Origin of the sequence: Streptococcus mitis, from assembly GCF_905187535.1 — a bacterium.
GTDB lineage: Bacteria > Bacillota > Bacilli > Lactobacillales > Streptococcaceae > Streptococcus > Streptococcus mitis_BS.
Genome location: NZ_CAJJIE010000004.1, coordinates 76,495 through 99,876 on the forward strand (window position 1 = coordinate 76,495; position 23,382 = coordinate 99,876).

The following is a 23,382-nucleotide window of genomic DNA, read 5'->3' on the forward strand; positions in this document are numbered from 1 at the left end:
TATATGATGTTCATGCCGTATTTTATAATAAATCATATCTTAAAAATACCAGACCACACTATTCCCTGCTTGTATTTAGCTTCTTTCTTTTGGACAAATTTTGCTAAATCCAACAACTCTGTCGGCGGTTCACCTTTAAAGCTCAACAATTCTTTAGAGACGGCAAAAGAAAGACGTACAGCTAACAAATCTTCATTAGTACTAGAGAACTGTTTTGCTGTTTCCAGCAATTGCTTCCTAAATTCTTCCGTCAAGCTAATTTCTTTATTATTGTATAGGGAATGAATTAACATTTGTAACTGACTTTGTTTTTCCATCGTTTACCTCATTTTATCTAGGACGCCAAGTTTCACTTTTAGTCCAGCCATTTACAGTATGCTCATAATTAAACATATACTGTACGAATTCCCATCTATAAACCACTTCTGCGACTTAGGATCTGCTTGAAGTGCTTTACAAGGATAGTATAACACGAAAATTAGCTTATTTTAGAAAATCGCATATTTGATATTTTTTCTTATAGAAATTTCAGATTTGCAATTGTTGACTACTCAATAAGTTCTTTGTATTGCTTCAAACGCAATTCGAAGAGGGCTAGCAATTGTGGATTTTCTAATACTTGCAGAGATTGGATAAATCTTTCAATCTCTTTTTGATTGCTTCCTTTGGTTTGAAGGAAAATCTTCATTTTCTTTAAAAACTGCCACAATACTTTTTCAAAAACATCGTATGGACGAAGCATGCTCTCTAGCTCAGCTTCAAAAATTGGGATATAAGAGAAAAGTTTACGCTCCATGAGTTCTGATATAATATTCAGAAATCCACTTTTCATATACAATCGATTATGTACCAACTCTTTAAATTCCCTAGATTTCTCAATTAAAGCGGTCGATAAAAATATCAAATCTTGATTGCTCAAGAAGGGCATGGTATTGCAAAAGAGATAGAGTTCAAACCAGGTCCAAGACTCAATAGCATAGAGATAGATAGTCAAAAACTCGCTATCTTCTTTTACTAATGGATAGTTCTTATTTAAGGAATGGAGTGCGTTTTTAATTACAATGGCATTCAAACGACGATAGGTCTCTGCCATCTGTTCTTGCTCGACTTCCTCCAACAGTTGCTCTAAACCAGCTATATCTTGGTGGGCAAAGCGATCCACAACCTTTCTACCAATCTGCATATGTAGGGATTCTTGATAATTGTTTAGCTTATGACCAAACTCATCAAAATTCATATTGATCCCTTGGATGGCTAGGATCAACTTATCCGCAGATAGCATAGACTGCCCTAGTTCAAACTTGGACAACTGAGAGGCTGTTAGACCAGCACAAGCCACATCTGACTGCTTGAGCTTTCTAGCCAAACGTAATTCCTTGTAAAATTCCCCCAATTCCATTCTCCCAATCATCTGACCACCTCCTATTTTTTATATAGTATATCATTATTCACAATTATTTGTCAAAATATTCTGACATTTAAGAGAGCAAAAAAGCCAGCCCTAAGCTGACTCTTTATTCCATGGTATCAAAAGCGAGACTTGGTTTGGCATTGAGGTCCAAGCTTGCAAAGTTTTCTTTGTTCCATTCGCTGACGCTGGCATAGGCAATCATACCTGCATTGTCTCCGCAGAGGCGCAGAGGTGGAATGATGACCTTGACATCTGCGATTTCGGTTGCTAGGCGTTCTCTGAGACCTTTATTGGCTGCCACACCACCTGCCACGACTAGAGTTTTAACAGGGTATTTCTCCAAAGCCTTCTTAGTTTTTGCCATGAGAATATCCAGGACAGCTGCTTGGAAGGATGCACACAAGTCCTCTGTAGACAGACTTTCTCCCTTTTGCTCGGCATTATGGTGAAGATTGATAAAGGCAGATTTCAAACCTGAGAATGAAAACTCCAGATTATCTTCCTTAATCATGGCACGAGGAAAGTCATAAATATCCTGCCCCTGATGAGCCAGCTCGTCAATCTCACGACCGGCAGGATAGGTCAAGCCCATGACACGGCCGACCTTATCATAGGCCTCACCAACCGCGTCATCTCGCGTTTCCCCAACAATCTTGTAGTCACCAGCCTCCGAAACATAAACCAACTCTGTGTGTCCACCGCTGACCAAGAGGGCTAGCAAGGGAAACTCCAAAGGCTCCACGCTCTGAGCTGCCATAAGGTGACCAGCCATGTGGTTAACGGGAATCAGCGGAAGTCCATGTGCCCAAGCAAAGGCCTTAGCAGCTGATAAACCAACTAGTAAAGCTCCCACCAAGCCAGGTCCATAGGTAACCGCCACAGCTGTTACGTCCTCTTCGGTAATCCCTGCTTCTGCTAGAGCCTCCTCGATACAGGCTGTAATGACCTCGACATGGTGACGACTGGCTACTTCTGGCACTACGCCCCCAAAACGTTTGTGGCTCTCAATTTGACTAGCAATGACATTAGACAAGAGCTCATCGTCGTTTTTCAAGACGGCGACACTGGTCTCATCACAGGATGTCTCAAATGCTAAAATATATCTATCCTTCATCTATTTCTCTCTTCATGATAATGGCATCCTCGACTGGGTCATGGTAGTAGGCCTTTCGCTCAGCGATGACTGCCATCTTTTCTTTCTTGTAAAATGCTTGTGCTCGGTGATTTGACTTTCTGACTTCGAGGAAAATCTCCTTGTCTGTCGGCAATTGAGCAAACAAGGCTGATGCAATTCCCTGACCCTGATAGGTTTGTTTGACAGCGATTTGCAGGACTTCTGCCTCAAAAAGATTCTCCTGCACAGCTAGAAAGCCAATCACTTCTTCCCCATCATAAGCTAGAGCATACCAAGTCTGGTCTTGGGACAGGTCTGCTTGGATTTGTTCCAGCGTCCAAGGACTGACTGGGTAAACAGCTATCATAACAGCGTAGATGGCTTGAGCCAGATCAGGTTGCTGGTGAGTTCGTTTGATTTCTATCATAGGCGTTTAATGTAGGACTTACCAGACTCGGTATGGTTCTTGAGCCAGTTTTCCTCAGCCTCAACACGCTTGAGGTAGTTCGGCACAAAATCATGCAAGGAGTCTGCTTCCTTGTCCCAAGCCAAAAGAGCAAGATTGGCTGCATTAGGCAAGGTTTCTTTGTAATTAGTCCTTGGCAAGTGTTCTTGAATCTGCTCCACAAAGGGGGCAACTTCTCCGACAAAGGTTACCTGACTAGCACCCTTAACTTTCTCTAACACCTCTTCAAAAGATAGGTGCGCTTCTGGCATGACAGGTTTGGCATTTTCATAAAATCCTGCATAAACATTGTTGCGACGCGCATCCATCAAGGGAACGAACAAGCCTTCTTGTTGGTAGGGCACCAGAGCCAAGAGGCTAGACATACCAACTAACTCAATGTTCAGGGTATGAGCCAAAGTCTTGGCAGTTGCTACCGCGATTCGCAAACCTGTGTAGCTACCTGGCCCTTCCGCCACCACGATTCGGTCCAAATCCTTGGGTGTCCAATCCAAACTTGCCATCAAAAAATCGATGGCAGGCATAAGGGTAATACTGTGATTTTTCTTAATATTAATCGTCGTCTCGGCAAGAACCTGCTTGTCCTCTAAAATAGCGAGAGAAAGAGCCTTGCTGGACGTATCAAAAGCTAATACTTTCATAACACATTCCTATCTTTTTGTCTGCTTACTATTATACTACAAAAGCTGGCACATGGGAATTTTCTTTGCCCCCAAACAAAAATGCCTATACTTAGCTAAAAAATAATTTAAAAAATGCTCACTTTTCCTTTTCTTTTCCGAATATAAAAGTGAACAAGAAAAAAGGAGGAAAGTTCAATGACAAATTTTGACGTTCTTGACAATCAATTTTTATCCTTATCTGAAAATGAATTATCAGATATTGATGGCGGTCTCGCTCCCTTGGTTATCTTTGGAGTAGCAGTATCTTGGAAAGCTATTGCAGGTGGAACAGCACTTATAGGTTCTGGTTTGGCAGCTGGTTATTTTTTAGGAGGAGATTAATATGATGAAAGATTTGAACAACTATTGTGAAATTTCTAATAAGGAATTGCAAGAAATAAAGGGTGGTTTTGGTGTAGGTGTTGGTATCGCTTTATTTATGGCAGGTTATACCATTGGAAAAGACCTTCGTAAAAAGTTTGGTAAGTCATGCTAGATAAAAAACACATTTTTAGAAGGATAAATTTTATTATCTTTATCTCTTATAGTTTGCTCAGCATTCTCAATGATTTAAACATTACTACTATCCCTTTACCAATCGATTTATCTGTTTGTATTGTTTTGTTTTTAGTCTTCAACTCTATTTTTGAGCAGAAGAATCATTAATATAAAGCTAATAAGCTCTGAAAATTCCATTGTCATGTCATTTTAGAAAAATGCAAAGACCACCTCATCTTGATAGATGGGGTGGAATTTTCTTTGCCCCCAAACAAAAATACCCCAGCAGAGCAGGGCATCTAAGCATTTAATCCAAAGTAAAATATAAACCAAACTACATAGGTTACGAGGAGGAGAAAAAGCGAGTAGAGAGTCACAAAGGTAATTTTCCACAAGAACTTGGTTTGTCGTTGTTCCAGTTTGGCAAATAGAAGATTCCCTCCATAAACGCAAGCAACAAAAACAATAAAAGCTACTAAGCGAGCTCCGATAGCAAAAGCAAATAAATTATACATAGGGCAACCTCCTTGACTTAAAAACTATAGGGAATTGTGACAAATGATAAATTCCACTTCCATTATCAAAATAACATATTTTCTTTATTTTTGCAAACGCTTACCAACGAGTAACCCTATGACTTTCTCGTTTCCGTCTTTTACTAATTTTTCATTTTGTGGTATAATTGAAATAATTGTAACGAATCAAGGTCAATCTAGACAAAAATGGAATGAAATCAAGCAATTCTCTGCTAAAAGTTTGGAATAAGCTGACCTGTAAATAGAAAGGAACTATATGATTTACAAAGTTTTTTATCAAGAAACAAAAGAACGTAGCCCACGCCGTGAAACAACACGCGCACTATACCTAGACATCGATGCTAACTCAGAACTTGAGGGCCGTATCGCTGCTCGCCAACTTGTCGAAGAAAATCGCCCAGAGTACAATATCGAGTATATCGAACTCTTGTCTGACAAATTGCTAGATTACGAAAAAGAAACTGGCGCCTTCGAAATTACGGAGTTCTAATATGGCCTACACTCTTAAACCTGAAGAAGTCGGCGTTTTTGCCATCGGTGGTCTGGGAGAAATCGGGAAAAACACTTACGGGATTGAATACCAAGACGAGATTGTTATCGTCGATGCTGGGATTAAATTCCCAGAAGATGACTTGCTGGGTATCGACTATGTCATTCCTGACTACTCATACATCGTGGACAATATCGACCGCGTCAAGGCTGTCTTAATCACACACGGACACGAGGACCACATCGGTGGGATTCCTTTCCTACTCAAGCAAGCAAATGTCCCTATCTATGCTGGACCACTTGCCTTGGCTTTGATCCGTGGGAAACTCGAAGAACACGGCCTCTTGCGCAACGCCAAACTTTACGAAATCAACCACAACACTGAGTTGACCTTTAAAAATCTCAAGGCAACTTTCTTTAGAACGACTCACTCTATTCCAGAGCCTTTGGGGATTGTCATTCATACTCCTCAAGGGAAAATTGTCTGTACGGGTGACTTCAAGTTTGACTTAACACCAGTTGGTGAACCAGCAGATTTGCACCGTATGGCTGCGCTTGGTGAAGAAGGTGTACTCTGTCTCCTGTCTGACTCGACAAATGCAGAAATTCCAACCTTTACCAACTCTGAAAAAGTCGTTGGCCAGTCCATCATGAAGATTATCCAAGGCATTGAAGGACGTATCATCTTTGCATCCTTTGCCTCAAATATCTTCCGTCTCCAGCAAGCGACAGAAGCCGCTGTTAAGACTGGACGCAAGATTGCGGTCTTTGGTCGCTCTATGGAAAAAGCCATTGTCAACGGAATCGAGCTTGGCTACATCAAAGCTCCTAAGGGAACCTTTATCGAGCCAAATGAAATTAAAGACTACCCTGCGGGCGAGGTTCTCATCCTCTGTACAGGTAGTCAGGGGGAACCGATGGCTGCCCTCTCTCGTATCGCCAACGGAACCCACCGTCAGGTACAACTCCAACCTGGTGATACAGTTATCTTCTCTTCAAGTCCAATCCCTGGAAACACTACTAGCGTCAACAAGCTGATCAATATTATTTCAGAAGCTGGTGTCGAAGTTATCCACGGTAAGGTTAACAATATCCATACATCTGGACACGGTGGCCAGCAAGAGCAAAAACTCATGCTCCGCTTGATTAAGCCAAAATACTTCATGCCTGTCCACGGTGAATACCGCATGCAAAAGGTCCACGCTGGACTAGCAGTGGATACTGGTGTTGAGAAGGACAATATCTTTATCATGAGCAATGGCGATGTGCTTGCCCTTACTGCAGATTCTGCTCGTATCGCAGGTCATTTCAACGCCCAAGACATCTATGTCGATGGAAATCGTATCGGTGAAATCGGTGCCGCTGTCCTCAAAGACCGTCGTGACCTATCTGAAGACGGTGTCGTTCTGGCAGTCGCAACTGTTGACTTCAAATCGCAGATGATTCTATCTGGTCCAGACATCCTCAGCCGAGGCTTTGTCTACATGAGAGAGTCTGGCGACTTGATTCGCCAAAGCCAGCGTATCCTCTTCAATGCCATTCGTATCGCACTAAAAAACAAGGACGCTAGCGTGCAATCTGTCAATGGCGCCATTGTCAACGCTATTCGCCCCTTCCTTTATGAAAATACAGAACGTGAACCGATCATCATCCCGATGATCCTCACGCCAGATGAAGAATAAATCATAAAACAGCCCCGTTTTCGGAGCTGTTTTTCTCTATGCTTTCTTTTCTTGATTTTTAGAAATACTACGATTTTTACCTTCAAGATACACCATTAAAATAGAAATATCTGCAGGATTTACTCCCGAAATACGACTGGCTTGGCCGATGGTTTCTGGGTTGATAAGTTTGAACTTCTGACGAGCTTCGGTTGCAATGGAGTCAATGTCATCCCAGTCAATATTGGCTGGAATACGTTTTTCTTCCATGCGTTTCATCTTGGCTACCTGATCCATGGCTTTTGAAATATAGCCTTCGTACTTGATTTCTGTTTCAATCAATTCGATAATCTTGTCATCCAAGTCCTCTGCAGCTGGTCCGATAAAGGCCACCACATCTTGATAAGAAACTTCTGGACGGCGAAGGAATTCCTTAGCTGTCACTGCATCTGTCAACGGCTTGAATCCCATCTCCTCAACCTTGGCATTAGTTTCCTTGACTGGCTTTAGTTTGATGCTGTCTAGACGCTTCATCTCATTGTCAAATTGATTTTTCTTAATTTCAAAGCGAGCCCAACGTTCATCGTCCACAAGTCCAATCTCGCGTCCCATCTCAGTCAAACGCATATCAGCATTGTCATGGCGAAGGATGAGGCGGTATTCAGCTCGACTGGTCAATAGACGGTAAGGTTCAATCGTTCCCTTGGTTACCAAGTCATCAATCATTACCCCGATATAACCGTCACTGCGCTTCAAAATCAACTCAGGCTTGCCTTGGATTTTCAGAGCCGCATTGATACCCGCGATAATCCCTTGGCCAGCAGCTTCTTCATAACCTGACGTTCCATTTGTCTGACCAGCAGTAAAAAGTCCTGAGATTTTCTTGGTTTCCAGAGTTGCACGCAACTGGTGTGGCAAGACCATATCATACTCAATGGCATAACCAGTTCGCATCATCTCCGCATTTTCCAAACCTTTGATAGAATGAACCAACTCACGCTGGACATCTTCAGGCAGACTGGTTGAAAGTCCTTGAACATAGACTTCCTCTGTATTGCGTCCTTCTGGCTCAAGGAATAGTTGGTGGCGTTCCTTGTCCGCAAAGCGCACAATCTTGTCCTCAATTGACGGACAGTAACGAGGCCCCACTCCCTTGACCACACCTGTAAACATAGGCGCACGATGGAGGTTGTTTTGGATTATCTCATGACTGGTACCATTGGTATAGGTCAACCAGCATGGCACTTGGTCCTTGACATAATCCTCATCACGTGAAGTGTAGGAGAAGTGATTCGGTGCTTCATCTCCTGGCTGAATCTCTGTCACATCATAGTTGATAGAAGAAGCCTTGACACGTGGAGGAGTCCCTGTCTTGAAACGACCGATTTCGAGGCCCAATTCCTTGAGATTGTCAGCAAGGTTAATAGAAGCTAGGCTGTGGTTAGGACCTGATGAGTACTTGAGGTCTCCGATAATAATTTCCCCACGGAGGGCCGTCCCTGTCGTCACGATAACAGCCTTAGCAGCATATTCTTGATGGGTTGCTGTACGGACACCGACAACCTTACCATCTTCCACCAAAATCTCATCAATCATGGTCTGACGAAGGGTCAGATTTTCTTGATTTTCAACTGTCTTGCGCATTTCCTTAGAGTAAAGCTCTTTATCAGCCTGCGCACGAAGGGCACGGACAGCTGGTCCCTTCCCTGTGTTGAGCATCTTCATCTGGATGTAAGTCTTGTCAATGGTTTTGGCCATCTCACCACCTAGGGCATCGACTTCACGCACGACAATCCCCTTGGCAGAACCACCGATAGAGGGATTACAAGGCATAAAAGCCAGCATTTCAATATTGATGGTCGCAAGCAAGACCTTACAGCCCATACGGCTAGCGGCTAAAGAAGCCTCGACCCCAGCGTGTCCCGCACCAATTACAATAATATCGTATTCTTCGGTAAAATTATATGTCATTTCTTAACCTTTCAAAAATTTCTCGCAAATAAGGAACAATCTTTTCCTCCTCTAGAGCTTGATCCATAGTAACCCATTTAAAGTGTGTATGCTCTTCAGGATCTAATCTGATAATTGGCTTCTCCCCAACCCACTCTGCTTTATAAACTAAGCGAGTAAAGACAGTATCCTTAGAGGTATCCAGTTGACTATCTTCGTGAAGAAGTTTGAGCGAATTGCTATCTAGCCTAACTCCCGCTTCTTCAACACACTCTCTAAGAGCTCCATCTCGTGGAAGTTCACCCTTTTCAACCCCACCACCAGGAATATCCCAGTAAGTTGGAAAAACGTTGGGTTGTCCTCTTTTAATTTCCGAACGCTGAATGAGCAAATAATCCTCACCACTATGAACAAGTACATGAGCAATAAGCTTAACCATTATTTTCTCTCCTATTCCTCAAGATGAATGTGTCTTAGTTGGCCGTCCCAAACTGGTAGGGCTGTTTTTAGAAAGGCTGGAACTAACTGGAAATCCTCAAGTTTATACAAATCAATCCACTCACAGGGTTGCGTTTTTTCATCTTCCTGCATGGTCAATGGGGCATCTTCAAGCAAGTCCACTAGATAATGAAACTCGATATTGTGATAGGAAACACCGTCCTGTTCAAAACGATTTTCAACCACAAAAGCTAGCTGCCCAGCTTGAGTTTTGACACCCAGTTCTTCCCTAACTTCACGGACTACCGCGTCTTCCGTTCTTTCATTGACTTGAATCGCACCGCCGATAGTGTAATACTTGCCCCTGTCTTTGGTAACTAGAAGCTTGCGATTTTGGACAATCAAGGCTGTCGCCCGAACGCCAAAAACCGTATTGCCCACTTTTGTCCGAAAGTCTTGCTGAGTCATTCTTGTCCTTTCCCTTAAACGACACAAAAACAGTCAAAACTCCAAAGAAGTGCAGGACAAAAAAGCCTGCAACATCCATGAGCTTTGACCATCATTTCTATTGCTTTTATTATTGTAGCAAATTGAGAAAATTTGTCAATCTAAATGTACTGACAAACTTGTCCATCGCGGTAGGCATTGTCAATCAAACCGCCACCTAGACACTCTTCGCCATCGTAAAAGACAACTGCCTGTCCTGGCGTAATCGCGCGTTGTGGTTCCGCAAAGATAACTTCTGCCTTGTCTCCTTTGACATGTACAGTCACCTTAGAGTCAGGTTGACGGTAGCGGAATTTAGCCGTACATTCGAGCGTAAACTCCTCTGGCATCTCACGAGTAAAGCGAACTTGACTGGCCTCTAGACTGGTTGACATGAGCGAATCATGGTAGAAACCTTGGCCGACATAGAGAATATTCTTACTCAGATCTTTTCCGACAACGAACCAAGGGGCATTGTCACCACCGTGTTGTCCACCGATACCAAGCCCGCCACGCTGACCAATCGTATAATACATAAGGCCTGCATGCTCGCCCATATCGCGACCATCCACAGTCATCATACGGCCAGGCTGAGCTGGCAGGTAGTTGCTGAGAAAGTTTTTAAAGTTCTTTTCTCCGATAAAGCAAATCCCTGTCGAGTCTTTCTTCTTAGCAGTAGCAAGACCTGCTTCTTCTGCTAGTCTGCGAACTTCAGGCTTTTCCAAATGTCCCAAGGGGAACATGGTCTTTTGGAGTTGTTCCTGCGAAAGTTGGCTGAGGAAATAGGTCTGGTCCTTGCCATTGTCCACGCCGCGAAGCATATGAACAGTACCATCTTCATCACGCGCCACTCGGGCATAGTGACCAGTCGCTACATAGTCTGCTCCCAAGGTCATTGCATAGTCCAAAAAGGCCTTGAACTTGATTTCCTTGTTGCACATAACATCTGGATTTGGCGTGCGCCCTGCACGGTATTCCGCTAGGAAATACTCAAAAACGCGATTCCAGTACTCTTTTTCAAAATTGACAGAGTAGTAAGGAATGCCAATCTGGTCTGCCACCGCAGCCACATCCTTGTAATCTTCGGTCGCCGTACAGACGCCGTTTTCATCTGTGTCATCCCAGTTCTTCATGAAGATACCGATCACATCGTAGCCCTGCTCCTTGAGCAAAAGAGCCGTCACCGACGAATCAACACCACCACTCATCCCCACAACAACACGTGTTTTAGAGTTATCACTCATGGTAAGTCTCCCATCTATTCGTTTATTCACGATTGAAGGTCGTGTGTGCTTCACGATTGAAGGTCGCTTGAGCAGTATTCATTATAACACGCTTGGTTGGAGAAGACAAGGAAGAGGCTGATAATCTAAAATCCTCTCTGTAAATACATATATAATTGCTTAAAAAGAGGGTAATTTATAGCTTAATCCCTCTACTGCTCATTATCTTATTTATAAAATAAACTAAAAATGTTATACTGTAATGAGGAGGAATACGTACATGATCCCTTAAAGTTACTACCACCCATGTACGTAGAACGAATGTGAAAAACTACAAAGATATCCTAAAATCAAAAAATACCATTTTTACTATTATCATTATCGCAAGTCTTGGACTTTTAATCGGTTTAGTCATTCATCAAGAAAACATCTTGACAGAAAGAGGCAATGTTGCTTTCCTCAAACGACAAAAAAATGAACAAGATGTCGAACAAGTAAAAAATGCCATCAAAGATTTCAATATCGATTCTGAAACAATTATAGAGGATTGGAAAAAAATTCAAGAATTGAAGCCAACCACTGACGAAGGCAAAAAGACATTAGCAGATTTTCTTGCTTCTACTGCCGATAAAATCACAAATCATTATAGTGAAAAAGCTTTAAAAATGGATATTAAGGAATCCGATAGCCAGTTCGAAAATAAACAAACACTTGAAACAGCCATCACTTCCTTACAAAAAATACTAGAAATCATTAAAAGTGTCAATTCCACAAGCGAACAAGCCGCTATTGATGAAAAAATAAAACCAATTCAAGAATTGATTTCTAAATTCCAAAAGCAAGTTGAAGTCTTGACTAAAAAAGAAGGACAAAAGACTGACAAAAAAGAAACAGGAACGACTAGTAGCGAGGGGGAAAGAGAAACCTATTCTTCAGGAGGAGGGAGCTACACTCCAACCTATACTGAGTCAAATGGGAGCAGATACAGTTCACAAGCGCCTGCAAGCGAACAACCTTCATCTGATAGTGCTGGCAGCAGCGGAAATGATGTGGCAAGTACACAAAATCAAGCAGCTAATACTTCAGAAGCTCAAGCAGAGACTAATACCAATAGTAACAATGCTGAAGTTCCCACAACAAACAGTGACGATCTCGCTAGTTTAGGTGGCGGAGTTACATCATTCGGTCAGCAGTAAGCAATCGGCTATCACTAATCTAATTGTCTTTTATCGAACAAAATATATAAAAGGCTAGCAAAAACTAACTTCTAAATAAAACCACACTGTCATTCCAATCTTGAACACAATCAAATTGAAAGGAACACTGTGTGGTTTTTGAATGTTTAGAGGTTAGTTTTTTGAGCAATCGTCTATCAAAATGTCCGTTTATCTGTCAATAATCCGAGAAAATCTTGTCGTTTCAAGTCGGAGAAATGTTTGGTAGAAAGACTTCCTTTTTGAAGTCCATCATCTCTAACCTGCAAATAATAGCTATGTTGGCTTGTTTTAATTGTCAAAAAATCGCCAAATACAAAAAATTTTTTCCAGTTACGAATCTCAAATTCTTTCATCTCTGATTTTGGAATGCGGATAAGTCCTTGCCGCAAATCACGATGATGCTCACTTGTGAAAGTCATCCCATTCCCAAGATTTCTTATCAGTAGTTCATCTGGAGTTACCATCACCAGCGCTATTTTAGTTAAGAAAATTTCAACTGTTGGTGGTAAAATCGCCAAGTTGAACCAAGGATGTAGGTAGCGATAGGCTAAGAAATAATGAGGCTCCTCACCCAATCCTAGTTGTTTATATAAGGCCTTGACCTCACTATCTAACCTCGCTTCAAAAGACACATCCGAATGCTCTTCTTCCTTCTTCTGATTAACATAACGCATCCAGACTAGGAAACCTATAAAGACTAGGACAAATATTCCTGATAAGAGATATTTTAAATTGTAGTTCATCACTTAACCTCCTGATTCACTACTCCGCCTAAAGCAGAGATCTATCTATTTTGAAAATAGTTCCATAACAACTTTAAAGAAGGCTGGTGTCATTAAAATTAGGATGGTTCCTATCACAAATATCATGACTACTCGAAAAAGCTCCTTATTTTTAGACATTCTTCCATCCCTTTTCTAGCTAAATCATAGTACTGTTAAGCCCATTTTAAAATTAAACCAAACTTATTTTAGCTTTCTTTTTTACTTTTTATATTACTATGATACAATATTTTTAATTGGATTTTATTATTTGTTAACTTTTTTCACGAAAAGGAGAAAATCATGCGTTATGATTTCGGAAAGGTCTATAAAGAAATACGTGAGTCAAAAGGCTTAACCCAAGAAGAGGTCTGTGGAAATGTCCTTTCAAGAACCAGCCTATCAAAGATTGAAAGTGGTAAGGCGACTCCTAAATATGAAAATATGGATTTTCTTCTCCGGCAAATGAATATGAGTTTTGAAGAATTTGACTACATCTGCCATCTCTATCAGCCGAGCCAACGAACAGAAATCATGCAAACTTATCTCAATATGAATTCCATCATTGGTGGCAGTGGTCTAGTTGATTTTTTTGAAACATGCCAAAACTATCTCAAGACCCATCACGACCTGCCTATAGAAGAAATCAGGGATATGCTTGAAGTTGTCATTCATATTCGTCAACATGGTACAGAGCAACTGTCAGACCAAGTAAAACAGACTGTCAAAAAACTTTGGGAAAAAATTGAAAAACAAGATACATGGTATGAAAACGATCTAAAAATCCTCAATACCATCCTTTTCAGCTTTCCTATTGAACACCTCCATCTCATCACTGGAAAAATTTTGCAACGCTTAGAAGTCTATAAAAACTATCAACATTTATATGACTTGCGAATGGCAATCCTACTCAACCTTTCCACCATTTACTTATACCATCAAGACAAAAATATGTGTCAACAAATCTCCTATACTTTACTAGAGGATGCCAAGAACAAGAAAAGCTACGATATGCTTGCTATCTGCTATGTCCGTATTGGGATTTGTAGGGATGATGCTAAACTTATCCAAAAAGGGTTCTCCCTCCTGGATCTGACCGATGAAACTTCCATTCTAGCCTTTCTCAAACAAGAAGTGGAGACCTATTATTAATCGAAGGAAATATAAAAAAGGTCGAGGGATTTCCTCGACCTTTTCATATTATTCTGTTCGTTATATCTTAATACCAGCCGTTGTTAAGCCAGAAGTTTTTAGCGGCTGACCATGAACCGTAACGTCCTGCAACGTAGGCATCTGCTACACGTTCTTGGTTTTCAGCTGAGTAGTCACCGTTCAAGTATGAATCTGTCAATTGGTAACGTCCGATGTATTGACCGTTTGTAGCTGTGTAGCTACCACCTGATTCTTTTTGAGCGATCCATTCTTTAGCTTCTGCTTCAGATCCGCTTACAGTTGTAGCTGGTGCTGAAGCTTCTGTTGAAGTAACCGTTTCTTCTGCTGCAGGTGCGCTTGCCACTGGAGCTGCTTCTTCTGCTACTTCTGTAGTTTCTGCTACTGGAGCTGAAACAGTTTCATCTTGAGCTGCTGGTGCTGCATAAGTAGTTTGCGCTGGTGTTGTAGCTGGTGCTACAGGGCCATCGATAACCAACTCTTGACCAACATAAATCAGATGGATGTTGTCAATGTGGTTGTTTTCTGCCAATCTCTCAACAGTTGTGTTGTGAGTTTCAGCGATTTCTGAAAGTGTATCACCTTCTTTAACAGTGTAAGTTGATGATTCTTGAGCAGATACAAATGATGGAGCAAATACTGCAAACAAGGCAGCTACTCCTGCAAGAGTTGTTTTAATCTTTTTAGTTGTTGATTTCATATTTGAAAATTCTCCTTCTTTCTATAGTTCTATCATACCCTTTAAATATTACCGTTTCTTGACACTTTTATGTAGAAATATTACAAAATTATTTTTTATTTCCCTAAACAAGCTATTTTTTGTCATAAAAGATACTATTTTTATGCTATTTGTAGTGTAAAAAGGTTTTCATCCACAATTAAAGCCAAGACCTTCATTCTTTGATATAATAGAGATAAGAATTTTTATAAGGGGAAACTGATGAAATCACTTCGTTTTCAATCTGTCTTTGATATCATCGGACCAGTTATGATTGGCCCATCTAGTAGCCATACCGCTGGTGCTGTTCGTATTGGGAAGATTGTATCTTCCATTTTTGATGATACTCCGACAGAAGTCGAATTCCAACTATTTAACTCGTTTGCCAAAACTTATCGTGGTCACGGGACAGACCTAGCCCTTGTTGCTGGTATTTTGGGCATGGATACAGATGATCCTGAAATTCCAAACAGTCTGGAGATTGCCCACAAACGTGGCATCAAGATTGTCTGGACTATTCAGAAAGACAGCAATGCTCCTCACCCAAACACCACTAAAATTACTGTCAAAAATGCCCACAAGACCATCAGTGTGACTGGTATTTCTATCGGTGGAGGAAATATTCAGGTCACCGAACTCAATGGCTTTGCCGTCTCTCTCAATATGAATACACCGACTATCATCATTGTTCATCAAGATATTCCAGGTATGATTGCCCTTGTAACGGAGGCCCTTTCACGTTATGGTATCAATATCGCCCAGATGAATGTCACTCGTGAAAAAGCTGGTGAAAAAGCCATTATGATTATCGAAGTCGACAGTCGCAACTGTGATGAGGCTATCGAAGAAATTCGTAAAATCCCTCATCTCCACAATGTCAATTTCTTTAAATAGGAGGAAGCATGTTTTATTCTATCAAAGAATTGGTCGAGCAAGCAGATCTGGACTTTCAAGGAAATGTCGCAGAACTCATGATTACAACAGAGTTTGAATTGACCGGTCGCGAACGTGAAGAAGTCCTCCTTCTCATGGAACGTAATCTAGAAGTCATGAAAGCCTCTGTCCAACTCGGCCTCAATGAAAATAAATCTCGTAGTGGCCTGACAGGTGGAGATGCTGCCAAACTGGACCACTACATCAAAAACGGAAAAACCTTGTCAGATTATACGATTCTGTCTGCTGCCCGAAATGCCATCGCAGTCAATGAACACAATGCCAAAATGGGCTTGGTCTGTGCCACTCCAACAGCAGGAAGTGCCGGCTGCCTGCCTTCTGTTCTAACTGCTGCTATTGAAAAATTAGCCCTCAGCCACGAGCAACAGCTAGATTTCCTCTTTGCTGCTGGTGCCTTTGGACTAGTCATCGCAAACAATGCCTCTATCTCAGGTGCTGAAGGTGGCTGTCAGGCCGAGGTTGGTTCTGCCTCTGCTATGAGTGCCGCCGCCTTGACTCTAGCTGCTGGTGGGACACCTTATCAGGCCAGTCAGGCCATTGCCTTTGTCATTAAAAATATGCTAGGCCTCATCTGTGATCCTGTGGCCGGCTTGGTCGAAGTTCCCTGCGTCAAGCGCAATGCTATGGGAGCTAGCTTTGCCTTTATCGCAGCAGACATGGCCCTGGCAGGTATCGAAACTAAAATCCCTGTGGATGAAGTTATCGATGCCATGTATCAAGTAGGCGCAAGTATGCCAACTGCCTTTCGTGAAACAGCTGAAGGTGGACTCGCTGCCACACCTACTGGTCGTCGCCTCCAAAAAGAAATTTTCGGAGAATAAGCTTATCAAATAGGAGAAACTATGACCTCTATCTCAGCTATCTTTTTCGATCTGGATGGAACCCTCGTTGACAGTTCTATCGGGATTCACAATGCTTTTACCCATACTTTTAAGGAGCTAGGCGTGCCTAGTTCTGATGCTAAAACGATTCGTGGTTTTATGGGACCGCCCCTCGAAAGTAGTTTTGCGACCTGCCTGCCCAAAGAACAAATCTCTGAGGCCGTGCAAATTTACCGTTCTTACTACAAGGAAAAAGGCATCCATGAAGCTCAGCTCTTCCCTCAGATTGTAGAACTGCTCGAGGAGTTATCTAGCAAATATCCTCTCTACATCACCACTACAAAGAATACTCCAACCGCTCAGGATATGACCAAAAATTTGGGAATCCATCATTTCTTTAAGGGCATTTATGGTTCCAGCTCTGAGGCACCTCATAAGGCCGATGTCATTCGCCAAGCCTTGCAGACACATCAACTAGCCCCAGAACAAGCCATTATCATCGGAGATACCAAGTTTGATATGCTGGGAGCTCAAGAAACAGGCATTCAGAAATTGGCTGTCACTTGGGGATTTGGAGAGCAAGCAGACTTGCTAAACTATCAACCTGATTATATGGCCCACAACCCCATAGAAGTTTTGGGGTATTTTCAATAACATAGACTGGGCGACAACTCTATTTCAGAAGAAAATGAAGCAAGTTTCTACATAACAAAACGCATATTACCAAGGTTCAAGACCTGATAATATGCGTTTTCTTTTTTATTCAACGTGGGTTGTTTGATTGGCAAAGGCGATAATGGCTTGCTTCAACTCATCTCCACTGAGAGTTCTGAACTCTTCAATCTTTTTATCGATAGCTTCTAGAGGCATAACATTGACCTTACCAACGAAAATCTTATCCATAACCTGATTGTCAACAAGCTCGGTTGATACCAAGAGTTCTTCGTAAAGTTTTTCACCTGGACGGATTCCAACTTCAACAATTGGAATTTCGCTTTCAGTGTGTCCACTTAGAAGCACCATTTTCTTAGCCAAGTCATAAATCTTGACTGGTTTGCCCATATCAAGGATAAAGACTTCCCCATCTTTAGCATAAGCACCAGCATGGATAACCAGACGGCTAGCTTCTGGAATAGTCATAAAGTAACGGGTCATGCGGAAGTCTGTCACCGTTACAGGACCACCTTCAGCAATCTGACGTTCAAAGACTGGAATAACACTACCACGGCTACCAAGAACATTCCCAAAACGAACCGCACAGTAAGTCGATTGGCTACGTTGGTTAAAGCCAGTGACAATCAACTCCGCCACGCGCTTGGTTGCTCCCATAACATTTGGTGGATTAACCGCCTTATCTGTCGAAATCATAACCATCTTAGGTACTTTAGCTTCATCAACAGCCTTAGCAACATTGTAAGTTCCACGAATATTGTTTTTGAAGGCTTCTTTTGGATTGCGCTCCATCATAGGAACGTGCTTGTGGGCAGCCGCATGATAAACAATAGCTGGCTTGTACTGCTCAAAGACTTGCAAGAGACGGTCATAGTCCTGAATGTCCGCAATCACAGGTACATAATCAATCCCTTGGAACTTACGAATCAATTCATGATAAACAAGGTAGATTGAATTTTCCCCGTGACCGAGCAAGACGATGCGTTCAGGATTAAAGCGACTAACTTGGCGACAGATTTCAGAACCGATTGAGCCACCAGCACCTGTAACCAAGATTGTTTTACCTGTCAATTCTGCACCCAGACGCGATTCGTCAAGACGAATTTCCTGACGTCCCAAAAGGTCCGTAATATCAATTTTTTGGAAGCCAGTACCTGCTTGGTGAAGTCCTTGGACAACAGTTTCAACCTTAGGCATCTTGTAACATTTGACACCCAGCTTATTACACATCTGCAAGATACGTTCATATTCTGACGGGTCAAGCGACGGAATCGCAACGATAACACGCTCGATTTGATGGCGTTTAGCTAATTCAGGCAGTTCCTCATATGAACCCAAAACAGGGATTCCACCAAGTTTTTGACCCTTTTTCTTAGAATCCTTGTCCAAAATACCGACAAGTTCTAATTCACTGGTTGGATGTTGGTAGCTATCCATAAAGAGGGCCCCACCATCACCAGCACCAATCAAGAAGGTCCGACGGTGTTCTCCATCGCCACTTCCTTTTTTGCGTCTAGAGTAGATTAGTTGCCAAGTAATCCGTGGCAATAAAATCAAGAAGGTACTCAACAAGATAAAGAGCACGATAAAACGGATGGAGAAGAGCGGCAAGAAGGCATAGCAGATACTATATGACAGGATACTGCTGGCAGTCACACCAAAAAAGATTTTCATGAAATCCGTAATCTTGCTGTAACGACTAATACTAGCGTTCAAGCCCCAAAATGCAATCATCAATTGATAAAACAAGAAGGCCAAACTCGTATAGATAATATAGTCAACAGGTGCTGGATTAATCAATCCGTAGAATAAGATATAAGATACAATGATAGAAACCACCATACTCAAAATATCAAATATTCCCCAGAAAACCTGCTTTTGTTGTTTATTTAAAATTTCCACCAGATCAATCACATAATCTGTGAGTTTTTTATTCATCGAAATTTACTCCTCCTTAAAAGAGTTAAATAGTTATATTGTTATTATAACACTTTTTCTCTAGTTTGCGATTTGCTACAATCTTTTACTTGCTTTTTCGTAACAGTTTCATAAAAATAAACTGTCGGACAAATCCTGGACAAAGGGCAACAACCATCTGAATCGCAACACTCTTGGCATATTCCATGTAAGAAATTTGTCCTCGCTTCAGCATACGCTGACGAGCTTGACGATAGAGTTTGAAGTAACGCAGTCCCCCACGACGCTCAAACATCCCTGCTCCGACACGAACCTTACACAAGATTTGATCCAGATTTCCAGTCTTGGCTCCTGCAGCAATCATATTGAGCCAGAGGAGGTCATCCTCCATATAAAGGCCATCCTCATAGTTGCCTGCCTTGAGAACCATGTCCTTCTTGAACATGACAGTCATGTGGTTAAAGGCACTTCTCATCCTTTGATAAGCTACAATATCTGCATGTTGAGTCGGAACACGACGGTAAGAAACAATCTCATCAGGATTGTCAATAAACTCTGCAATATGTCCACCTAATAGGTCGAGCTTGTCCTTCTCCATTAGCTGAACCTGTTTCTCAAAACGGTCTGGAACAGCTATATCATCCGTATCCATACGAGCGATGATATCGTACTGACACTGCAAAACACCCTGTCGAAGAGCCAGACCCAAACCTTGATTCTGCTCAAGAGGATAGCGTTTCACTGGAATGTCAGACTCAGCTTCAAGCTGGTCTAATACCTGATAGAGCTCAGGTGTCAAAGGCCCATCCTCAACCAGAACCAACTCGCTCGGTTTCAGGGTCTGATTTTGAACACTCTCAATAGCATCCTTTAAAAATGTCGGATTTTCCTTGATATAGACCGACATCAATACGCTGATTTTTTGCTTTTCAGACACAGTTTTTCTCCAATGTATAGATTTCCTTCCACTATTTTATCATAATTTTCAAGACTTTCCCATTTTTATCTTGAAAGCCAGAAACCTTACTTGACATTATAGGGAAAAAACCTTAAAATAAGCTGTTATTAAAATCAGCTAGAAGAGGTAATATATGAAAAAGCAATCACTCTTTTTTGTTCCAGGTATTATCCTGATTGGTGTTTCCTTGCGGACTCCTTTTACTGTTTTACCCATTATTTTGGGAGATATTTCGCAAGGACTGGGAGTCGAAGTTAGTTCACTTGGTGTCCTAACTAGTCTTCCTCTCCTCATGTTTACCCTCTTCTCGCTCTTTTCTACCCGACTGGCTCAGAAAATCGGCTTGGAGCATCTCTTTACCTACAGCCTCTTCTTCTTGACCATTGGCTCACTTATTCGACTAATCAATCTGCCCCTGCTCTATCTAGGAACCTTGATGGTTGGGGCAAGTATCGCAGTCATCAATGTGCTGCTTCCTAGTCTCATCCAAGCCAATCAACCAAAGAAGATTGGTTTTCTGACCACCTTATATGTAACCTCTATGGGGATTGCGACGGCTCTGGCTTCCTATCTAGCCGTACCTATTACACAAGCCAGTTCTTGGAAAGGACTTATCATCCTCCTCACCCTGCTCTGCCTAGCAACTTTTTTGGTCTGGCTCCCTAATCACCGCTATAATCACAGACTGGCTCCACAAACCAAACAAAAAAGCCAAATAAAGGTCATGCGTAATAAACAAGTCTGGGCAGTTATTGTCTTTGCAGGTTTTCAGTCCTTGCTCTTTTACACCGCTATGACCTGGCTACCTACCATGGCTATCCATGCAGGCCTATCCAGTCACGAAGCTGGCTTGCTGACCTCTATCTTCTCTCTGATTAGCATTCCTTTTTCGATGACCATCCCAAGCCTGACAACCAGCTTGTCTACTCGCAACCGTCAGCTCATGCTCACTCTGGTTTCACTGGCTGGCGTGGTCGGCATTTCCATGCTCTTTTTCCCAGTCGGTAATTTCTTTTACTGGCTTGCCATCCATCTCCTCATCGGAACCGCAACAAGCGCCCTCTTCCCTTATCTCATGGTCAACTTTTCACTAAAGACAAGCGCCCCTGAAAAGACTGCCCAATTGTCTGGTTTATCTCAAACAGGAGGCTATATCCTAGCAGCCTTTGGGCCAACCCTCTTTGGTTACAGTTTTGACCTTTTCCACTCTTGGGTACCAGCTGTAGCTGCCCTCTTACTCGTCGATATCCTGATGACTGTGGCCCTCTTTACAGTGGACAGAGCTGATAAAATCCTCTAAACTTCTAGTTTTTACTAGGAGTTTTTTATATATAAAATTTTTACACATTTTTCTTGACAGGGCTTTCTTTTAGATGTACAATGTATGTGTAGAAAAATTATATATAAAAATCTTACACATTAGAAAAGGAGGTTCCCCATGTACTTTCCAACATCCTCTGCCTTGATTGAATTTCTCATCTTGGCCGTACTGGAGCAGGGTGATTCTTATGGTTATGAGATTAGCCAAACCATTAAGCTGATCGCTAATATCAAAGAATCTACACTCTATCCTATCCTAAAAAAATTGGAAGGCAATAGCTTTCTGACAACCTATTCTAGAGAGTTTCAGGGTCGCATGCGCAAATACTACTCCTTGACAAATGGTGGTATAGAACAGCTCGTGACCCTAAAAGATGAATGGGCACTTTATACAGACACCATCAATGGCATCATAGAAGGGAGTATCCGCCATGACAAGAACTGAATACCTGACTCAGCTAGAACTCTATCTCAAAAAACTGCCTCAGGCTGACCAAATTGAAGCCATGGACTATTTCAGGGAACTCTTTGACGATGCTGGAGTCGAAGGAGAAGAAGAACTCATCGCTAGCTTGGGAACTCCTAAGGAAGCAGCCCACGAAGTTCTCTCCAATCTTCTCGATAAAAAAATCAATGAAGCACCCGCTCAAAAGAATAACAGACAAATTTTGCATATCGCCTTGTTAGCTCTCCTTGCAGCACCCATCGGCATTCCTCTGGGAATCGCCATCCTCGTGGCTCTGTTCGGAATCCTTGTGGCTGCTTTGACTGTCATTCTGGCTTTCTTTGCGGTTTCCATACTAGGTATCATCGGCGGATTCCTATTTTTAGTTGAAAGTTTTACTGTCTTAGCCCAAGCTAAATCAGCCTTTATCTTGATTTTCGGTTCTGGTTTACTAGCCATCGGTGCTTCTTCACTAGTCTTACTAGGTATTTCCTATGTAGCCCGCTTCTTCGGCCTACTCATTGTTCGCCTGGTGCAATTTGTTCTCAAAAAAGGAAAGAGAGGTGACCAGCATGCGTAAATGGACAAAAGGATTTCTCATTTTTGGTGTGGTGACTACTATTATCGGATTTATCCTGCTCTTTGTAGGCATCCAATCTGACGGAATCAAGAGCCTACTTGCCATGTTCAAGGAACCTGTCTATGATAGTCAGATGGAAGAGCTGACCTTTGGCAAGGAAGTCGAAAGCCTAGATATTACACTCCACCAACACGCGCTGACCATCACAGACTCTTTCGATGATCAAATCCACATTTCTTATCATCCATCTATTTCTGCTAACCATGATCTTGTCACAAATCAAAACGACAAAACTCTAAGCCTCATTGATAAGAAACTGTCTGAAACTCCATTTCTCTCTTCTGGAATTGGCGGGATTCTCCATATCGCAAGTAGCTACTCTAGTCGTTTTAATGAAGTTATTCTCCAAGTTCCAAAGGGAAGAAGTCTAAAAGGGATCAACATCTCAGCAAATCGCGGTCAAACCAGTATCACTAATGCTAGTCTTGAAAATGCGACCATCAATACCAATAATAGCTATCTCCTCCGAATTGAAGGAAGTCGTATCAAAAACAGTAAACTCACAACACCAAATATTATCAATATCTTTGATACAGACCTTACAGATAGTCAGCTAGAGTCAACAGAACATCACTTCCACGCTGAAAATATCCAAGTTCACGGCAAGGTGGAATTAACTTCTAAAGACCATCTCTCAATCACTCTGACGCAAAAAGAAAGCCAACGAATTAATTGGGACATCTCAAGCAACTATGGTTCTATCCACCAATTCACAAGAGAAAAGCCTGAATCAAGAGGCACGGAATTAAGCAACCCTTACAAAACTGAAAAAACCGATGTCAAGGATCAACTCATTGCTAGAGCTGATAATGATATTGAGCTAATATCCATACCAAACAGACGTTGACAAAAGCG

27 protein-coding genes are annotated in these 23,382 nt (G+C 41.9%); 13 read left to right on the forward strand and 14 right to left on the reverse strand.

The features are described 5' to 3' along the window. Positions 1-32 precede the first annotated feature (32 nt). The 5 genes from JQ841_RS01495 to tsaB all read right to left on the reverse strand — a co-directional run bounded on the left by JQ841_RS01495 (position 33) and on the right by tsaB (position 3,632). Positions 33-317, reverse strand: coding sequence for a bacteriocin immunity protein (locus tag JQ841_RS01495; RefSeq protein ID WP_004254985.1), 285 nt, complete (start codon positions 315-317; stop codon positions 33-35). 230 nt (positions 318-547) lie between these two features. Continuing rightward, on the reverse strand, positions 548-1,411 hold the full coding sequence (locus JQ841_RS01500; protein ID WP_203179903.1) for an Rgg/GadR/MutR family transcriptional regulator: 864 nt from the start codon (positions 1,409-1,411) through the stop codon (positions 548-550). A gap of 103 nt (positions 1,412-1,514) precedes the next feature. After that, the gene (gene tsaD / locus JQ841_RS01505; protein WP_203179904.1) at positions 1,515-2,525 is read right to left on the reverse strand and encodes a tRNA (adenosine(37)-N6)-threonylcarbamoyltransferase complex transferase subunit TsaD; all 1,011 of its coding nucleotides are present in this window, start codon (positions 2,523-2,525) and stop codon (positions 1,515-1,517) included. Further along, positions 2,515-2,952, reverse strand: coding sequence for a ribosomal protein S18-alanine N-acetyltransferase (gene rimI / locus JQ841_RS01510; RefSeq protein ID WP_020901819.1), 438 nt, complete (start codon positions 2,950-2,952; stop codon positions 2,515-2,517). Before rimI ends, tsaD begins: the two co-directional genes overlap by 11 nt. Next, positions 2,949-3,632 (reverse strand): tRNA (adenosine(37)-N6)-threonylcarbamoyltransferase complex dimerization subunit type 1 TsaB, encoded by a 684-nt coding sequence (gene tsaB, locus JQ841_RS01515; protein WP_020901818.1) that lies wholly within the window; start codon positions 3,630-3,632, stop codon positions 2,949-2,951. The genes rimI and tsaB overlap by 4 nt, the downstream gene beginning before the upstream one ends. Before the next feature lie 177 nt (positions 3,633-3,809). On the opposite strand from tsaB, the gene cibA reads away from it, so the two are divergent. Together cibA and cibB are read left to right on the forward strand one after the other, a co-directional pair. Continuing rightward, on the forward strand, positions 3,810-3,995 hold the full coding sequence (cibA, locus tag JQ841_RS01520) for a fratricide two-peptide bacteriocin subunit CibA (RefSeq protein ID WP_000180841.1): 186 nt from the start codon (positions 3,810-3,812) through the stop codon (positions 3,993-3,995). Position 3,996: 1 nt separating this feature from the next. After that, a complete protein-coding gene (gene cibB / locus JQ841_RS01525) occupies positions 3,997-4,149 on the forward strand; it encodes a fratricide two-peptide bacteriocin subunit CibB (RefSeq protein ID WP_000974044.1) in 153 nt (50 codons plus the stop codon). 301 nt (positions 4,150-4,450) lie between these two features. Here cibB and JQ841_RS01530 read toward each other — a convergent pair whose 3' ends face one another. Next, on the reverse strand, positions 4,451-4,666 hold the full coding sequence (locus JQ841_RS01530; RefSeq protein WP_049500723.1) for a hypothetical protein: 216 nt from the start codon (positions 4,664-4,666) through the stop codon (positions 4,451-4,453). 277 nt (positions 4,667-4,943) lie between these two features. On the opposite strand from JQ841_RS01530, the gene JQ841_RS01535 reads away from it, so the two are divergent. Together JQ841_RS01535 and rnjA are read left to right on the forward strand one after the other, a co-directional pair. Beyond that, positions 4,944-5,177 (forward strand): DNA-dependent RNA polymerase subunit epsilon, encoded by a 234-nt coding sequence (locus JQ841_RS01535; RefSeq protein WP_000639571.1) that lies wholly within the window; start codon positions 4,944-4,946, stop codon positions 5,175-5,177. A 1-nt stretch (position 5,178) separates the two neighbouring features. Then, positions 5,179-6,858, forward strand: coding sequence for a ribonuclease J1 (rnjA, locus tag JQ841_RS01540; RefSeq protein WP_049551372.1), 1,680 nt, complete (start codon positions 5,179-5,181; stop codon positions 6,856-6,858). A gap of 36 nt (positions 6,859-6,894) precedes the next feature. On the opposite strand, the gene mnmG is transcribed toward rnjA, so the two are convergent. The 4 genes from mnmG to mnmA form a co-directional block, all read right to left on the reverse strand. After that, positions 6,895-8,808, reverse strand: a complete 1,914-nt coding sequence (gene mnmG, locus JQ841_RS01545; protein WP_000221914.1) for a tRNA uridine-5-carboxymethylaminomethyl(34) synthesis enzyme MnmG — start codon at positions 8,806-8,808, stop codon at positions 6,895-6,897. After that, positions 8,798-9,229: an NUDIX hydrolase gene (locus JQ841_RS01550; RefSeq protein WP_203179979.1), complete on the reverse strand. Its 432-nt coding sequence runs from the start codon at positions 9,227-9,229 to the stop codon at positions 8,798-8,800. The genes mnmG and JQ841_RS01550 overlap by 11 nt, the downstream gene beginning before the upstream one ends. A gap of 8 nt (positions 9,230-9,237) precedes the next feature. Next, positions 9,238-9,693 (reverse strand): NUDIX hydrolase, encoded by a 456-nt coding sequence (locus JQ841_RS01555; RefSeq protein ID WP_203179905.1) that lies wholly within the window; start codon positions 9,691-9,693, stop codon positions 9,238-9,240. Between the two features lie 140 nt (positions 9,694-9,833). Continuing rightward, complete coding sequence (gene mnmA / locus JQ841_RS01560; RefSeq protein ID WP_203179906.1) at positions 9,834-10,955, reverse strand: tRNA 2-thiouridine(34) synthase MnmA; 1,122 nt, start codon at positions 10,953-10,955, stop codon at positions 9,834-9,836. Positions 10,956-11,257: 302 nt separating this feature from the next. On the opposite strand from mnmA, the gene JQ841_RS01565 reads away from it, so the two are divergent. Further along, a complete protein-coding gene (locus JQ841_RS01565) occupies positions 11,258-12,130 on the forward strand; it encodes a hypothetical protein (RefSeq protein WP_203179907.1) in 873 nt (290 codons plus the stop codon). Between the two features lie 176 nt (positions 12,131-12,306). Here the strand turns inward: JQ841_RS01565 and JQ841_RS01570 are convergent, their stop codons facing one another. Next, positions 12,307-12,894, reverse strand: coding sequence for a hypothetical protein (locus JQ841_RS01570; RefSeq protein WP_203179908.1), 588 nt, complete (start codon positions 12,892-12,894; stop codon positions 12,307-12,309). A 321-nt stretch (positions 12,895-13,215) separates the two neighbouring features. On the opposite strand from JQ841_RS01570, the gene JQ841_RS01575 reads away from it, so the two are divergent. Continuing rightward, on the forward strand, positions 13,216-14,064 hold the full coding sequence (locus JQ841_RS01575) for a helix-turn-helix domain-containing protein (RefSeq protein WP_203179909.1): 849 nt from the start codon (positions 13,216-13,218) through the stop codon (positions 14,062-14,064). A gap of 67 nt (positions 14,065-14,131) precedes the next feature. On the opposite strand, the gene apf is transcribed toward JQ841_RS01575, so the two are convergent. Then, the gene (gene apf, locus JQ841_RS01580; RefSeq protein WP_203179910.1) at positions 14,132-14,782 is read right to left on the reverse strand and encodes an aggregation-promoting factor; all 651 of its coding nucleotides are present in this window, start codon (positions 14,780-14,782) and stop codon (positions 14,132-14,134) included. A 240-nt stretch (positions 14,783-15,022) separates the two neighbouring features. On the opposite strand from apf, the gene sdaAB reads away from it, so the two are divergent. The 3 genes from sdaAB to JQ841_RS01595 are packed head-to-tail and all read left to right on the forward strand — an operon-like array spanning position 15,023 to position 17,229. Then, complete coding sequence (gene sdaAB / locus JQ841_RS01585) at positions 15,023-15,694, forward strand: L-serine ammonia-lyase, iron-sulfur-dependent subunit beta (RefSeq protein WP_000838912.1); 672 nt, start codon at positions 15,023-15,025, stop codon at positions 15,692-15,694. A gap of 8 nt (positions 15,695-15,702) precedes the next feature. Further along, complete coding sequence (sdaAA, locus tag JQ841_RS01590; RefSeq protein ID WP_203179911.1) at positions 15,703-16,575, forward strand: L-serine ammonia-lyase, iron-sulfur-dependent, subunit alpha; 873 nt, start codon at positions 15,703-15,705, stop codon at positions 16,573-16,575. A gap of 21 nt (positions 16,576-16,596) precedes the next feature. Then, positions 16,597-17,229, forward strand: a complete 633-nt coding sequence (locus tag JQ841_RS01595) for an HAD hydrolase-like protein (RefSeq protein ID WP_203179912.1) — start codon at positions 16,597-16,599, stop codon at positions 17,227-17,229. A 105-nt stretch (positions 17,230-17,334) separates the two neighbouring features. Here JQ841_RS01595 and JQ841_RS01600 read toward each other — a convergent pair whose 3' ends face one another. Then, entirely contained in the window at positions 17,335-19,185 is a 1,851-nt protein-coding gene (locus JQ841_RS01600; protein WP_203179913.1) for a polysaccharide biosynthesis protein, read from the reverse strand. An 85-nt stretch (positions 19,186-19,270) separates the two neighbouring features. Further along, a complete protein-coding gene (locus JQ841_RS01605; RefSeq protein WP_203179914.1) occupies positions 19,271-20,101 on the reverse strand; it encodes a glycosyltransferase in 831 nt (276 codons plus the stop codon). A gap of 154 nt (positions 20,102-20,255) precedes the next feature. Between JQ841_RS01605 and JQ841_RS01610 the strand changes: the two genes are divergently transcribed. From JQ841_RS01610 to JQ841_RS01625, 4 genes are all read left to right on the forward strand, one after another. After that, positions 20,256-21,422 (forward strand): CynX/NimT family MFS transporter, encoded by a 1,167-nt coding sequence (locus JQ841_RS01610; protein ID WP_203179915.1) that lies wholly within the window; start codon positions 20,256-20,258, stop codon positions 21,420-21,422. Positions 21,423-21,560: 138 nt separating this feature from the next. Then, complete coding sequence (locus JQ841_RS01615; protein WP_023945679.1) at positions 21,561-21,887, forward strand: PadR family transcriptional regulator; 327 nt, start codon at positions 21,561-21,563, stop codon at positions 21,885-21,887. Next, the gene (locus JQ841_RS01620; RefSeq protein WP_020902112.1) at positions 21,874-22,467 is read left to right on the forward strand and encodes a DUF1700 domain-containing protein; all 594 of its coding nucleotides are present in this window, start codon (positions 21,874-21,876) and stop codon (positions 22,465-22,467) included. Before JQ841_RS01615 ends, JQ841_RS01620 begins: the two co-directional genes overlap by 14 nt. Next, positions 22,460-23,374, forward strand: a complete 915-nt coding sequence (locus JQ841_RS01625) for a DUF4097 domain-containing protein (RefSeq protein ID WP_203179916.1) — start codon at positions 22,460-22,462, stop codon at positions 23,372-23,374. The genes JQ841_RS01620 and JQ841_RS01625 overlap by 8 nt, the downstream gene beginning before the upstream one ends. Positions 23,375-23,382: the final 8 nt, after the last annotated feature.

Excerpts from the sequence above, each read along its gene's own strand:
- JQ841_RS01495 (WP_004254985.1), bottom strand. The coding sequence starts at position 317 with ATGGAAAAACAAAGTCAGTTACAAATGTTAATTCATTCCCTATACAAT.
- JQ841_RS01500 (WP_203179903.1), bottom strand. The coding sequence starts at position 1,411 with ATGATTGGGAGAATGGAATTGGGGGAATTTTACAAGGAATTACGTTTG.
- tsaD (WP_203179904.1), bottom strand. The coding sequence starts at position 2,525 with ATGAAGGATAGATATATTTTAGCATTTGAGACATCCTGTGATGAGACC.
- rimI (WP_020901819.1), bottom strand. The coding sequence starts at position 2,952 with ATGATAGAAATCAAACGAACTCACCAGCAACCTGATCTGGCTCAAGCC.
- tsaB (WP_020901818.1), bottom strand. The coding sequence starts at position 3,632 with ATGAAAGTATTAGCTTTTGATACGTCCAGCAAGGCTCTTTCTCTCGCT.
- cibA (WP_000180841.1), top strand. The coding sequence starts at position 3,810 with ATGACAAATTTTGACGTTCTTGACAATCAATTTTTATCCTTATCTGAA.
- cibB (WP_000974044.1), top strand. The coding sequence starts at position 3,997 with ATGATGAAAGATTTGAACAACTATTGTGAAATTTCTAATAAGGAATTG.
- JQ841_RS01530 (WP_049500723.1), bottom strand. The coding sequence starts at position 4,666 with ATGTATAATTTATTTGCTTTTGCTATCGGAGCTCGCTTAGTAGCTTTT.
- JQ841_RS01535 (WP_000639571.1), top strand. The coding sequence starts at position 4,944 with ATGATTTACAAAGTTTTTTATCAAGAAACAAAAGAACGTAGCCCACGC.
- rnjA (WP_049551372.1), top strand. The coding sequence starts at position 5,179 with ATGGCCTACACTCTTAAACCTGAAGAAGTCGGCGTTTTTGCCATCGGT.
- mnmG (WP_000221914.1), bottom strand. The coding sequence starts at position 8,808 with ATGACATATAATTTTACCGAAGAATACGATATTATTGTAATTGGTGCG.
- JQ841_RS01555 (WP_203179905.1), bottom strand. The coding sequence starts at position 9,693 with ATGACTCAGCAAGACTTTCGGACAAAAGTGGGCAATACGGTTTTTGGC.
- mnmA (WP_203179906.1), bottom strand. The coding sequence starts at position 10,955 with ATGAGTGATAACTCTAAAACACGTGTTGTTGTGGGGATGAGTGGTGGT.
- JQ841_RS01570 (WP_203179908.1), bottom strand. The coding sequence starts at position 12,894 with ATGAACTACAATTTAAAATATCTCTTATCAGGAATATTTGTCCTAGTC.
- JQ841_RS01575 (WP_203179909.1), top strand. The coding sequence starts at position 13,216 with ATGCGTTATGATTTCGGAAAGGTCTATAAAGAAATACGTGAGTCAAAA.
- apf (WP_203179910.1), bottom strand. The coding sequence starts at position 14,782 with ATGAAATCAACAACTAAAAAGATTAAAACAACTCTTGCAGGAGTAGCT.
- sdaAB (WP_000838912.1), top strand. The coding sequence starts at position 15,023 with ATGAAATCACTTCGTTTTCAATCTGTCTTTGATATCATCGGACCAGTT.
- sdaAA (WP_203179911.1), top strand. The coding sequence starts at position 15,703 with ATGTTTTATTCTATCAAAGAATTGGTCGAGCAAGCAGATCTGGACTTT.
- JQ841_RS01595 (WP_203179912.1), top strand. The coding sequence starts at position 16,597 with ATGACCTCTATCTCAGCTATCTTTTTCGATCTGGATGGAACCCTCGTT.
- JQ841_RS01600 (WP_203179913.1), bottom strand. The coding sequence starts at position 19,185 with ATGAATAAAAAACTCACAGATTATGTGATTGATCTGGTGGAAATTTTA.
- JQ841_RS01610 (WP_203179915.1), top strand. The coding sequence starts at position 20,256 with ATGAAAAAGCAATCACTCTTTTTTGTTCCAGGTATTATCCTGATTGGT.
- JQ841_RS01615 (WP_023945679.1), top strand. The coding sequence starts at position 21,561 with ATGTACTTTCCAACATCCTCTGCCTTGATTGAATTTCTCATCTTGGCC.
- JQ841_RS01620 (WP_020902112.1), top strand. The coding sequence starts at position 21,874 with ATGACAAGAACTGAATACCTGACTCAGCTAGAACTCTATCTCAAAAAA.
- JQ841_RS01625 (WP_203179916.1), top strand. The coding sequence starts at position 22,460 with ATGCGTAAATGGACAAAAGGATTTCTCATTTTTGGTGTGGTGACTACT.